Source organism: Streptomyces sp. NPDC015125, assembly GCF_043080045.1.
Lineage (GTDB): Bacteria > Actinomycetota > Actinomycetes > Streptomycetales > Streptomycetaceae > Streptomyces.
On sequence record NZ_JBIBVF010000006.1, the window covers coordinates 322963 to 335842 of the forward strand.

The window sequence follows — 12880 nt, forward strand, 5'->3', positions numbered from 1 at the left end:
GAAGGCCAGCAGGGCGAGAGCCAGCAACAGCAGGAGGCGGTTTCCGGTGAAGATCCGGGTGGAGCGCGATGTACTCGCGGAGGCAGTGGCCTGGGCGGCCAAGAGCCTCCCGGCCCGTCCGCCGGTGCCCGTCCTCGCGGGCCTGCTGCTGAAGGCGGAGGAGGGCGCGCTGAGCCTCTCCGGCTTCGACTACGAGGTCTCCGCGCGGGTCTCGGTGGAAGCGGAGGTGGAAGAGGAGGGCACGGTCCTCGTCTCCGGCCGGCTGCTCGCCGACATCTGCCGTGCGCTCCCCAACCGCCCGGTGGAGATTTCCACCGACGGTGTACGAGTGACCGTCGTCTGCGGCTCCTCTCGCTTCACCCTCCACACTCTTCCTGTGGAGGAGTACCCCTCCCTGCCGACGATGCCCACCGCCACCGGCACCGTCCCCGGTGAGGTCTTCGCCGCGGCCGCCGCCCAGGTCGCCATCGCCGCCGGCCGTGACGACACCCTTCCGGTGCTCACCGGCGTACGGATCGAGATCGAGGGCGACACCGTCACCCTGGCCTCCACCGACCGTTACCGCTTCGCGGTGCGTGAGTTCCTGTGGAAGCCGGAGAGCCCCGACGCCTCCGCGGTCGCGCTGGTCCCCGCCAAGACGCTGCTGGACACCGCCAAGTCCCTGAGCAGCGGTGACACCGTGACGCTCGCGCTGTCCGGCTCCGGCCAGGGCGAGGGCCTGATCGGTTTCGAGGGCGCCGGGCGGCGGACGACGACGCGTCTGCTGGAAGGCGACCTGCCGAAGTACCGCACTCTCTTCCCGACCGAGTTCAATTCGGTCGCCGTGATCGAGACCGCCCCGTTCGTCGAGGCCGTCAAGCGTGTGGCGCTGGTGGCCGAGCGGAACACCCCGGTCCGGCTGAGCTTCGAGCAGGGCGTGCTGATCCTGGAGGCCGGCTCCAGCGACGATGCACAGGCTGTGGAGCGGGTGGACGCCGACCTGGAGGGCGACGACATCTCCATCGCCTTCAACCCGGGCTTCCTCCTGGAGGGCCTGTCGGCCATCGACTCCCCGGTGGCGCAGCTGTCCTTCACGACCTCGACCAAGCCCGCGCTGCTGAGCGGCCGGCCGGCCAAGGACGCCGAGGCGGACGACGCGTACAAGTACCTGATCATGCCGGTGCGGCTCTCGGGCTGACGGCCGGACGGCAGCGGGGGCGGCTGTCCGGCGGACACCGGACAGCGCCCTGGCCACGCACCTTGCGGCGACCGGCTGAAGGGCCCCTGATGAGCGGCTGAGCCCACAGGTGTGCGCGGACCTGCGGGCGTAGGCTCGGACCCGGGTACGAACAGCAACGACTACGTGCAAAGAGGGTCTCTGATGGAGCTCGGTCTCGTCGGTCTCGGCAAGATGGGCGGCAATATGCGCGAGCGCATTCGCCGCGCCGGCCACACCGTCATCGGATACGACCGCAACCCCGACGTGGCGGATGTCAACAGCCTTCAGGGGCTGGTGGACAAGCTCAAGGGTCCGCGGGTGGTCTGGGTCATGGTGCCGGCCGGTGCCGCCACCCAGTCCACGATCGACGAGCTGGCCGAGCTGCTCTCACCGGGCGACATCGTCGTGGACGGCGGCAACTCCCGCTGGACCGACGACGAGAAGCACGCCGAGGAGCTGAAGGCCAAGGGCATCGGCTTCGTCGACTGCGGTGTCTCCGGCGGCGTCTGGGGCCTGGAGAACGGCTATGCGCTGATGTACGGCGGCGACAAGGACGATGTCGCCAAGGTGCAGCCGGTCTTCGACGCCCTCAAGCCCGAGGGCGAGTTCGGCTCGGTGCACGCCGGCAAGGTCGGCGCCGGCCACTTCGCGAAGATGGTCCACAACGGCATCGAGTACGCGATGATGCAGGCCTTCGCCGAGGGCTGGGAGCTGCTGGAGAAGGTCGACTCCGTCACGGACGTGCGCGAGATCTTCCGCTCGTGGCAGGAGGGGACGGTCATCCGCTCCTGGCTGCTCGACCTGGCCGTCAACGCCCTCGACGACGACGAGCACCTCGAGAAGCTGCGCGGTTTCGCCGCCGACTCCGGTGAGGGCCGCTGGACGGTCGAGGCCGCGATCGACAATGCCGTGCCGCTGCCCGCGATCACGGCCTCGCTCTTCGCGCGCTTCGCGTCCCGTCAGGACGACTCCCCGCAGATGAAGATGATCGCCGCGCTGCGCAACCAGTTCGGTGGCCACGCGGTCGAGAACAAGAAGTAGCAAGAAGCAGCAACCACCGCAGCAACCGGTCACCACAGCCGGGGGAGGTCGGCGCCCAGCCGTGCACATCACGCATCTGTCCCTCGCCGACTTCCGCTCGTACGCCCGGGTCGAGGTTCCGCTCGACCCGGGCGTCACGGCTTTCGTGGGCCCCAACGGCCAGGGCAAGACCAATCTGGTCGAAGCGGTCGGCTATCTCGCCACGCTCGGCAGCCACCGGGTCTCCTCGGACGCCCCGCTGGTGCGGATGGGCGCCGAGCGGGCGGTCATCCGGGCCGCGGTCGTCCAGGGCGAGCGGCAGCAGATGGTCGAGCTGGAGCTCAATCCGGGCAAGGCCAACCGTGCCAGGATCAACAGGTCGTCCCAGGTCAAGCCGCGGGATGTGCTGGGAATCGTCCGGACGGTGCTGTTCGCGCCGGAGGACCTGGCGCTGGTCAAGGGCGATCCGGGCGAGCGGCGGCGGTTCCTGGACGAGCTGATCACCGCGCGCTCGCCGCGGATGGCCGGGGTGCGCTCGGACTACGACCGTGTCCTCAAGCAGCGCAACACCCTGTTGAAAACCGCGGCGTTGGCGCGCAGGCACGGCGGGCGGCAGATGGATCTGTCGACGCTGGACGTGTGGGACCAGCATCTGGCCCGCGCGGGCGCCGAGCTGCTGGCGCAGCGGCTCGATCTGATCGCCGCGCTGCAGCCGCTCGCGGACAAGGCCTACGAGCAGCTGGCGCCGGGCGGCGGACCGCTGGCCCTGGAGTACCGCGGCTCGGCGGGAGAGGCGATGGCCACCGCCTCGACCCGCGACGAGCTGTGCGGCGTGCTGCTGGCGGCGCTCGGCGAGGCCCGTAAGGGAGAGATCGAGCGCGGGGTGACGCTGGTCGGCCCGCACCGCGACGATCTGGGGCTCAAGCTGGGGCAGCTCCCGGCGAAGGGGTACGCCAGTCATGGCGAGTCCTGGTCGTATGCGCTGGCGCTGCGGCTGGCCTCGTACGACCTGCTGCGGGCCGAGGGCAATGAGCCGGTGCTCGTGCTCGACGACGTCTTCGCCGAGCTGGATGCGCGGCGCCGCGAGCGGCTGGCGGAGCTGGTGGCCCCGGGCGAGCAGGTGCTGGTGACGGCCGCGGTGGACGACGATGTGCCGGGCGTTCTGGCCGGGGCGCGCTATGCGGTGTCCGGCGGCGCCGCGGAGAAGGTGACCCCGTGAGCGAGGAGCAGCCCGACCTGCCCAAGCCTTCCGCCGAGCTCTCCGGTGTGGATCTGGCCCGGCAGGCGCTGGTCGCCGCCAAGGAGCAGGCGCGTGCACGGGGCGCGGCCGCGCAGCAGAAGAAGCAGGCCAGGCGCGGCGGGCTGCGCTCGGGGGCGCGGGCCGACGGCCGCGATCCGCTGCCGCTCGGTGCGGCGATCAACCGGCTGATCACGGAGCGCGGCTGGGAGACCCCGGCCGCGGTCGGCGGGGTGATGGGGCGCTGGCCGCAGCTGGTCGGGCCCGAGGTGGCGCAGCACTGCGAGCCGCAGAAGTACGACGAGGACGCCCGGGTCCTGACCGTCCAGTGCGATTCGACGGCCTGGGCGACGCAGCTGCGGCTGCTGGCCCCGACGCTGGTGGCCCGCCTCAACGAGGACCTGGGCCACGGCACCGTAAAGGTGATCAAGGTGCTGGGTCCCGGGGGCCCCGCGCGCCGGTACGGATCGCTGCGGGCACCGGGAAGCAAGGGCCCCGGCGACACCTACGGCTGAGCCCTTCGACCCCTCTCTACGGGGGTGGGGGATGAGACTCCGCTCACGGTAGCCGCCGGTTGACAGTCCGAAGCGCTGAGTGCCCGTGTGAGCGTCCTGGGGCCCCTTCTCGGATATGGGGAGTCGGCGGACGCCAGTTCAGGGCGGCACATGACGACTCAGGTGCCTGCAAACCCCCATGAGTGTCAGCGCTACCGGTAGACTGATGGCAATCCCGCCCACTTGCGGAACATGTCGAATGACGCAGCCGCTCCCGCCTGTCTTCCCAGGGGTGATTCCCACAGGCGCGGAAGGGCTCGTGCTGTGCCAGAAAGGGCGCTTCGTGGCCGACTCCGGCGACCTCAACGAGAACAACACGGCTTCTACTGAAGAGGGGGTTCCTGCCGGCGCCATGGGCGACTCCGCGGTGGAGAAGTCGTACGACGCCAGTGCGATCACCGTCCTCGAAGGCCTGGACGCGGTCCGCAAGCGCCCTGGCATGTACATCGGCTCGACAGGTGAGCGCGGTCTGCACCACCTCGTGCAGGAGGTCGTCGACAACTCCGTCGACGAGGCGCTGGCGGGGCACGCCGACACCATCGAGGTCACGATCCTGGCCGACGGCGGCGTCCGCGTCGTCGACAACGGCCGCGGTATCCCGGTCGGCATCGTGCCGTCGGAGAACAAGCCGGCCGTCGAGGTCGTGATGACGGTGCTGCACGCCGGCGGTAAGTTCGGCGGCGGCGGCTACGCGGTCTCCGGTGGTCTGCACGGCGTGGGTGTCTCCGTCGTGAACGCGCTGTCGCAGCGGGTGGCGGTCGAGGTCCGCACGGAGGGCTACCGCTGGACGCAGGAGTACAAGCTCGGTGTGCCGACCGCGCCGCTGGCCAAGCACGAGGCGACCGACGACTCCGGCACGGCGGTGACGTTCTGGGCCGACGGCGACATCTTCGAGACCACCACGTACAGCTTCGAGACGCTGTCGCGGCGCTTCCAGGAGATGGCGTTCCTCAACAAGGGTCTGACGATCGCGCTGACCGACGAGCGCCCGGACCATGTGGACGAGGAGGGCAAGCCGCTCTCGGTGCGGTACCACTACGAGGGCGGCATCGTCGACTTCGTGACGTACCTCAACTCGCGCAAGGGCGAGCTGGTGCACCCGACGGTGATCTCGGTGGACGCCGAGGACAAGGAGCGCCAGCTCTCGGTCGAGCTGGCGATGCAGTGGAACACCCAGTACAGCGAGGGTGTCTACAGCTTCGCGAACATCATCCACACCCACGAGGGCGGCACCCACGAAGAGGGCTTCCGCGCCGCGCTGACCGGCCTGATCAACCGCTATGCGCGCGACAAGAAGCTGCTGCGCGAGAAGGACGACAACCTCTCCGGTGAGGACGTCCGCGAGGGACTGACGGCGATCATCTCGGTCAAGCTCGCCGAGCCGCAGTTCGAGGGCCAGACCAAGACCAAGCTGGGCAACACCGAGGTGAAGACCTTCGTCCAGAAGGTGGTCCACGAGCACCTCAACGACTGGCTGGACCGCAATCCCAACGAGGCCGCGGACATCATCCGCAAGGGCATCCAGGCCGCGACCGCGCGGGTGGCCGCCCGTAAGGCGCGCGATCTGACCCGCCGCAAGGGCCTGCTGGAGACGGCGTCGCTGCCGGGCAAGCTGAGCGACTGCCAGTCCAACGACCCCGAGAAGTGCGAGATCTTCATCGTCGAGGGTGACTCCGCCGGTGGCTCGGCCAAGTCCGGCCGTAACCCGGAGTACCAGGCGATCCTGCCGATCCGAGGCAAGATCCTCAACGTCGAGAAGGCCAGGGTCGACAAGATCCTGCAGAACAACGAGGTCCAGGCGCTGATCTCGGCGTTCGGCACGGGCGTGCACGAGGACTTCGATATCGACAAGCTCCGCTATCACAAGATCATCCTGATGGCGGACGCCGACGTCGACGGTCAGCACATCAACACCCTGCTGCTCACCTTCCTCTTCCGCTTTATGCGGCCGCTGGTCGAGGCGGGGCACGTCTACCTCTCCCGCCCGCCGCTGTACAAGATCAAGTGGGGCCGGGACGACTTCGAGTACGCCTACTCCGACACGGAGCGGGACGCGCTGATCGAGATCGGCAAGCAGAACGGCAAGCGGATCCGCGAGGACTCGATCCAGCGGTTCAAGGGTCTCGGCGAGATGAACGCCGAGGAGCTGCGCATCACGACCATGGACACCGATCACCGGGTCCTCGGTCAGGTCTCGCTGGACGACGCGGCCCGCGCGGACGACCTGTTCTCCGTGCTGATGGGCGAGGACGTCGAGGCGCGCCGCTCGTTCATCCAGCGCAATGCCAAGGACGTCCGCTTCCTCGACATCTGAGCCCTGTCGGCCCGAACAACAGCCGCAGCTCGAAAGGATTTTGAACCACCATGGCCGACGAGAACCCCCCTGTGACCCCGGACGGCGTGACCGCCGAGGGCGCGCCCGCCGCCATCGAAGGCGTCGGGATGCGCGTCGAGCCCGTCGGGCTCGAAACGGAGATGCAGCGCTCCTACCTCGACTACGCGATGTCCGTCATCGTCTCGCGTGCGCTGCCCGATGTGCGGGACGGCCTCAAGCCGGTGCACCGCCGCGTGCTGTATGCGATGTACGACGGCGGCTACCGCCCCGAGAAGGGCTTCTACAAGTGCGCCCGCGTCGTGGGCGACGTCATGGGTACGTACCACCCGCACGGCGACTCCTCGATCTATGACGCCCTGGTGCGTCTGGCGCAGCCGTGGTCGATGCGGATGCCGCTGGTGGACTCCAACGGCAACTTCGGCTCTCCGGGCAACGACCCGGCCGCGGCCATGCGGTACACCGAGTGCAAGATGAAGCAGCTCTCCATGGAGATGCTGCGGGACATCGACGAGGAGACCGTCGATTTCCAGGACAACTACGACGGCCGCAACCAGGAGCCGACGGTCCTGCCGGCGCGCTTCCCCAACCTGCTGATCAACGGCTCGGCCGGTATCGCGGTCGGTATGGCGACGAACATCCCGCCGCACAACCTGCGCGAGGTCGCGGCCGGCGCCCAGTGGGCGCTGGAGCACCCCGAGGCCTCCAGCGAGGAGCTGCTGGACGCGCTGATCGAGCGCATCAAGGGCCCCGACTTCCCCACCGGCGCACTGGTCGTGGGCCGCAAGGGCATCGAGGAGGCGTACCGCACCGGCCGCGGTTCCATCACGATGCGTGCCGTGGTCGCCGTCGAGGAGATCCAGAACCGCCAGTGCCTGGTGGTCACCGAGCTGCCGTACCAGACCAACCCGGACAACCTCGCGCAGAAGATCGCCGACCTGGTCAAGGACGGCAAGATCGGCGGCATCGCGGACGTCCGCGACGAGACCTCCTCGCGTACCGGCCAGCGCCTGGTCATCGTGCTCAAGCGGGACGCGGTCGCCAAGGTCGTCCTCAACAACCTCTACAAGCACACCGATCTGCAGACCAACTTCGGCGCGAACATGCTGGCGCTGGTCGACGGGGTGCCGCGCACGCTCTCGCTGGACGCGTTCATCCGCAACTGGGTGACGCACCAGGTCGAGGTCATCGTCCGGCGGACGAAGTTCCGGCTGCGCAAGGCCGAGGAGCGGGCCCACATCCTGCGCGGTCTGCTCAAGGCGCTGGACGCGATCGACGAGGTCATCGCGCTGATCCGGCGCAGTGAGACGGTCGAGGTGGCGCGCGAGGGCCTGATGGGCCTGCTGACCATCGACGAGATCCAGGCGAACGCGATCCTGGAGATGCAGCTGCGCCGGCTGGCCGCCCTGGAGCGCCAGAAGATCACCGCCGAGCACGACGAGCTGCAGCGCAAGATCAACGAGTACAACGCGATCCTGGCCTCCCCGGAGCGGCAGCGCCAGATCATCAGCGAGGAACTCGCCGCGATCGTCGACAAGTTCGGCGACGACCGGCGCTCCAAGCTGGTGCCCTTCGAGGGCGACATGTCCATCGAGGACCTGATCGCCGAGGAGGACATCGTCGTCACGATCACCCGTGGCGGCTATGTGAAGCGGACGAAGACCGACGACTACCGCTCGCAGAAGCGCGGCGGCAAGGGCGTGCGGGGCACGAAGCTCAAGGAAGACGACATCGTCGACCACTTCTTCGTCTCCACCACCCACCACTGGCTGCTGTTCTTCACGAACAAGGGCCGCGTCTACCGCGCCAAGGCCTACGAGCTCCCCGACGCGGGACGGGACGCGCGGGGTCAGCATGTGGCCAATCTCCTCGCCTTCCAGCCGGACGAGCAGATCGCGCAGATCCTGGCGATCCGCGACTACGAGGCCGCGCCGTATCTGGTGCTCGCCACCAAGGCCGGCCTGGTGAAGAAGACGCCGCTCAAGGACTACGACTCGCCGCGCTCCGGCGGTGTCATCGCGATCAACCTGCGCGAGCAGGAGGACGGCACGGACGACGAGCTGATCGGCGCCGAGCTGGTCTCGGAGAGCGACGACCTGCTGCTGATCAGCAAGAAGGCCCAGTCGATCCGGTTCACGGCGACGGACGAGGCGCTGCGCCCGATGGGCCGGGCCACCTCCGGTGTGAAGGGCATGAGCTTCCGCGCGGACGACGAGCTGCTCTCGATGAACGTGGTCCGCGCCGGTACGTTCGTCTTCACCGCCACGGACGGCGGGTACGCCAAGCGCACCGCGGTCGACGAGTACCGCGTCCAGGGCCGCGGCGGCCTGGGGATCAAGGCCGCCAAGATCGTGGAGGACCGGGGGTCGCTGGTCGGAGCGCTGGTCGTCGAGGAAACCGACGAGATCCTCGCGGTGACGCTCGGCGGTGGCGTGATCCGTACGCGGGTCAACGGGGTCCGCGAGACCGGCCGTGACACCATGGGCGTCCAACTGATCAACCTGGGCAAGCGTGATGCCGTCGTCGGCATCGCATGGAATGCCGAGGCCGGTCGTGAAGCCGAAGAGGTCGACGGGGGCGAGGTGCCCGACGAGGCCGACGTGGCCGAGGGGACCGTTCCCACGGAGGCCGAGGGCGAGCAGCCCGCGGCGGAGTAGCACGAGGAGTAGGTCGTGAGTGGAGCCACGAGCGCTGCGGCGGGTGGATCGGGAGCGAAGAAGGACTCCCCGTCCGGATCCGCAACCGTGACGGAGAACAGCGCCCGTGGCTCTGCCGTTTCCGACACCGGGCCCTCAGACGAGGGCTCGCACCAGGGGGGACCCGTGACCGATACCCGTCAGCCGCAACCGCAGCCCCAGGGGGAGGCCCCCGAGGGCGGCTCCCAGCAGCCGTACCAGCCGCCTCAGGCGTACCCCACCGGCGGTGGGCAGGGCGGCGGGCAGGCGGTGCGCCGGCCGCGTACGGGCGCCGGCACGGTCCCGCGCACCCGCAAGGCGCGGCTGCGGGTGGCGCGCGCCGATCCGTGGTCGGTCATGAAGGTCAGCTTTCTGCTCTCCATCGCGCTGGGCATCTGCACGGTCGTGGCCGCCGCCGTGCTGTGGATGGTCATGAACGCGATGGGCGTGTTCTCCACGGTCGGCGGGACGATCAGCGAGGCCACCGGCTCCAGTGACGGCGCCGGTTTCGATCTGCAGTCGTTCCTGTCGCTGCCGCGGGTGCTGCTGTTCACGTCGATCATCGCGGTGATCGACGTGGTGCTGGCGACCGCGCTGGCCACGCTCGGCGCGTTCCTCTACAACCTGTCGGCGGGCTTCGTCGGCGGGGTGGAGCTCACCCTCGCCGAGGATGAGTGATCCCCTCGTGGGAGGGCGTTCGGGAGGCTCCCGGAACCGATTTTGGGAACGCCTCTGAAGTGCGCTAATCTTTCGGTGCAGCGAACGCGCGGCTATAGCTCAGACGGTTAGAGCGCTTCCCTGATAAGGAAGAGGCCCCAGGTTCAAGTCCTGGTAGCCGCACCGCACCAATCGGCCCGGCCGGGGAACTCCCCGGCCGGGCCGATTCGTTGTACGGAGGCGGAAGTTGGCTCGCGGCGGCGGCCTCGGACGAGGCGTTGCCGACCGCGGGCTAGGTAACCAATCGGTATCGGCCGGTGTGTATCATCGGCCGACATAGGTCCCCTACGTCAACGAAAGACGAGGTCGCGCGGTGAAGAAGCTTCTCCTGGTCGCACTGGCCGCCATCGGCGGGCTCCTCGTGTACCGCCAGATCCAGGCGGATCGCGCCGAGCAGGATCTGTGGACGGAGGCGACCGACTCCGTGCCCGCAGGTTCGGGTGTCTGAGACCCCCACAGCACAGCACAGCACAGCACAGCACGTTCGTACGGACCCCGATTGCCCCTGGGCGGTCGGGGTTTCGTGCGTCCTGGGGCGGGTGGGGCAGGTGGGGGCTGCGGTGGGCGTGGTGGCTGTCGAGCGGGTGGCTGGATGTCGTTGCCGGACCGTGACGGCCACCCTCTGGCGTTTGCTATAGCACACGATTGGCTTGCAGGAGCAAAGTCCGTGGTGGGGGTGCAGGGTCCAAGGGGGAGCAGGGCATGGCGCGACGGCCGCGCAGAACGGCACGACGGCCGCGCAGAGGGGCGGTGGCGTTGCTCGGGGGGCTGTTGCCGGCCCTGACTGCCGGGCGGATTCAGGCCACTGCGGCGACTGTGGTCGCACCGGCCGGGGCCTCACCGGCCGGGGCGCCACCGGCCCGGGCGTCGGTCGCCGAGGGCAGCGGGATGGTGAGGGTGCTCGCCCGCCGACTCCAGTGGGTCGGCCAACTCTCCGTGGGCGGCTACCGCTTCAAGGAGAAGCAGGTGCGCGGTACGGCAACACCGCTGACCTCGGGTGTCGGTCGCATCCCTACACAGGGCGGGACCGGTAGCTGCGACAAGGCCGGGCGGTACCGGCTGGTCGTCGAGCGCAGGGCCGCCAAGGGGCCGGACGCCGGATGGCCGATGGAGCTGATGTTTCACGTGGAACATCAGCTGAAGCAGGGCGTCACGCCGGCACGGTCCGAGCCGGAGTACGGCGCGGACGGCACGGACGCCGCCCTGCCCGACGGCGCCCCCGTGCACTGCAACGGGGACTTCTCTCCCGCGGTGACAGGGGGCGCCAAGACCTTCGAGATTGCGCCGCATCCGCGGATCGGTGTGCTGGTGAGGATCGCGGTGCCGGGCAAGGAGAAGAGCGGCCCGCAGGCCGGGGCGCCCGCGGGCCGGACCGAGGTCTCCCCGGGCGATTCCCCGGCCTCGGCGGACGGCACACGGGACGGCGGTGGAGGATGGCCCACAGGGCGTGTGGTGGCCGTCGCCATCGGCAGCGTGTGCGTGCTGCTGCCGGCCGGTCTCGCGGCGGCCTACGGACGGACCCGCAGGAAGCCGCGGGCCGGCGCCGGGAATTCCGATCCGATGAGGGGTGGCTCGTGGTGACGGGGCGCACGACGAACAGGGGCATAGCCGTACTGGCGGCGCTCGCCGTGGTGGTGATCCTGCCGGGGGCGGTGGGTGTGGCCTCGGCCGACTCCGTCCCCGGCTACCGGACGGGAGACGGCGCCACGCCGGCCAAGGGCAGCACCGGTACCGCGGATGCCCCGCAGCTGAAGCCCGGACTGCACACCGACTCCATCCAGCGCGGTGAGCAGAAGTACTACGCCGTAACCCTGGACGACAGGACCAGCGCGTACTTCTCGGCCGTGGCGGCGCCGCCGCCCGGGACCAAGGTCGAGGACTACGGCGACAAGCTGACCGTCAATGTCCAGGACAGCGCCGGCACGACCTGCGACACGGGCGCCCATCCGTCCTTCCACGGCGGCGGCATGGCCTACCCGATCGCCGACTACGCCACCCGCCGTATCGGCGCCGACCGCATGGAGTGCCAGAAGGCCGGCCCGTACTACCTGGTGATCACCCGTCAGGGTTCGGCGACCTCCGGCGCCGACACCTGGCCGCTCGAACTGGACTACCTCGACGAGCCGCCGCTCAAGGGCGCCACCCCCGCCCGGCCGGGCCAGGGAAGCTGGAGCACCGTCACGCCCGCACCGCGCACGGACACCACCAAGCGCAGCGCCAAGGGAGGCACCGGCTTCAACGACGCGGGCTCGGTCGACTCCGGTGTGTGGAAGGACCGGATCACGCCGGGCGAGACCCGCTTCTACCGCGTACCGGTGGACTGGGGACAGCGGCTCAACCTGAGCGCGGAGCTGCCGAATGTGCCCTCCGGCACCTCCGGTTTCCTCGCCCGGATGCTCGGGCTGGGTGTCTACAACCCGGCGCGCGGTGTGGTCGACGACCTCTCCTTCGTCTCGTACACCGGGAAGCCGGCCGCTGCGAAGGAGTTCACCGCGCCGGTGGCGTACGGCAACCGCTTCCAGCCGGCCGGCTCGGTCAACGCGATGCGGTTCGCCGGCTGGTACTACCTCGAGGTCAGCCTGCACCCCGATGCCGCGCGGTTCTTCCCCAAGGGCGCGGAACTCACCCTCCGGGTGGATGTCCGCGGTGTCGCCAAGGCCGGGCCCGGCTACGCCGAGCCGACCGACACCTTCTCCGTCACGTCCGAGGACCGGGAGACGGCGGAAAAGGGCCAGACCGCACAGCAGGCGGCGAAGAGCGGCACCCTGATGACGGTGGCCTACGCCGGGATCGGCACGGGGGTGGTGCTGCTGGTGGGACTGGGCGCGTGGACGCTGGTGGCGCGGCGGTCCCGGACCGGTGCACCGGCCACAGCGATCGGTTCGGGCGGCCCGGGCGGCCCGGGCGGCCCGGGCGAGCAGCCTTCGCTGCCGGGACAGCCGTCACAGCCGGGACAGCCGGGGCAGCCGGGGCAGCCGGGACAGCCGTCACAGCCGGGACAGCCGGGGCAGCCGGGGCAGCCAGGACAGTCGACGCAATCGACCCAACAGGCGCGACGGAATACGCAGTTCGGGCCCCCGCAGGGCTGGTAGCGGGCGTTTCAGGGGGCCGGTGGGCCCCGGGCGCCGGCCCCCGGACCGCGGCGTG

General features: G+C 69.8%; 10 protein-coding genes and 1 tRNA gene. All 11 read left to right on the forward strand.

The window, feature by feature from the left end:
• Nucleotides 1-46 precede the first annotated feature (46 nt).
• The 11 genes from dnaN (at nt 47) to ACF088_RS17430 (ending at nt 12825) form a co-directional block, all read left to right on the forward strand.
• The gene (gene dnaN, locus ACF088_RS17380) at nt 47-1177 is read left to right on the forward strand and encodes a DNA polymerase III subunit beta (protein WP_088798837.1); all 1131 of its coding nucleotides are present in this window, start codon (nt 47-49) and stop codon (nt 1175-1177) included.
• Between the two features lie 183 nt (nt 1178-1360).
• Nucleotides 1361-2239 (forward strand): phosphogluconate dehydrogenase (NAD(+)-dependent, decarboxylating), encoded by an 879-nt coding sequence (gnd, locus tag ACF088_RS17385; protein ID WP_392376604.1) that lies wholly within the window; start codon nt 1361-1363, stop codon nt 2237-2239.
• A 61-nt stretch (nt 2240-2300) separates the two neighbouring features.
• Complete coding sequence (gene recF / locus ACF088_RS17390; RefSeq protein ID WP_392376605.1) at nt 2301-3437, forward strand: DNA replication/repair protein RecF; 1137 nt, start codon at nt 2301-2303, stop codon at nt 3435-3437.
• Nucleotides 3434-3970, forward strand: a complete 537-nt coding sequence (locus ACF088_RS17395; protein ID WP_392376606.1) for a DUF721 domain-containing protein — start codon at nt 3434-3436, stop codon at nt 3968-3970. The genes recF and ACF088_RS17395 overlap by 4 nt, the downstream gene beginning before the upstream one ends.
• Nucleotides 3971-4292: 322 nt before the next feature.
• Entirely contained in the window at nt 4293-6323 is a 2031-nt protein-coding gene (gene gyrB / locus ACF088_RS17400; RefSeq protein ID WP_392376607.1) for a DNA topoisomerase (ATP-hydrolyzing) subunit B, read from the forward strand.
• A gap of 50 nt (nt 6324-6373) precedes the next feature.
• Nucleotides 6374-8998 (forward strand): DNA gyrase subunit A, encoded by a 2625-nt coding sequence (gene gyrA / locus ACF088_RS17405; RefSeq protein WP_392376608.1) that lies wholly within the window; start codon nt 6374-6376, stop codon nt 8996-8998.
• Nucleotides 8999-9013: 15 nt separating this feature from the next.
• Complete coding sequence (locus ACF088_RS17410) at nt 9014-9694, forward strand: DUF3566 domain-containing protein (protein WP_392376609.1); 681 nt, start codon at nt 9014-9016, stop codon at nt 9692-9694.
• Nucleotides 9695-9782: 88 nt separating this feature from the next.
• Nucleotides 9783-9856, forward strand: a tRNA-Ile gene (locus tag ACF088_RS17415).
• Nucleotides 9857-10046: 190 nt separating this feature from the next.
• A complete protein-coding gene (locus ACF088_RS17420) occupies nt 10047-10181 on the forward strand; it encodes a DLW-39 family protein (protein ID WP_003958712.1) in 135 nt (44 codons plus the stop codon).
• Nucleotides 10182-10483: 302 nt separating this feature from the next.
• Nucleotides 10484-11314: a hypothetical protein gene (locus tag ACF088_RS17425; RefSeq protein ID WP_392376610.1), complete on the forward strand. Its 831-nt coding sequence runs from the start codon at nt 10484-10486 to the stop codon at nt 11312-11314.
• A complete protein-coding gene (locus ACF088_RS17430; RefSeq protein ID WP_392376611.1) occupies nt 11308-12825 on the forward strand; it encodes a hypothetical protein in 1518 nt (505 codons plus the stop codon). Before ACF088_RS17425 ends, ACF088_RS17430 begins: the two co-directional genes overlap by 7 nt.
• Nucleotides 12826-12880 lie beyond the last annotated feature (55 nt).

Excerpts from the sequence above, each read along its gene's own strand:
- gyrA (WP_392376608.1), top strand. The coding sequence starts at position 6,374 with ATGGCCGACGAGAACCCCCCTGTGACCCCGGACGGCGTGACCGCCGAG.
- gnd (WP_392376604.1), top strand. The coding sequence starts at position 1,361 with ATGGAGCTCGGTCTCGTCGGTCTCGGCAAGATGGGCGGCAATATGCGC.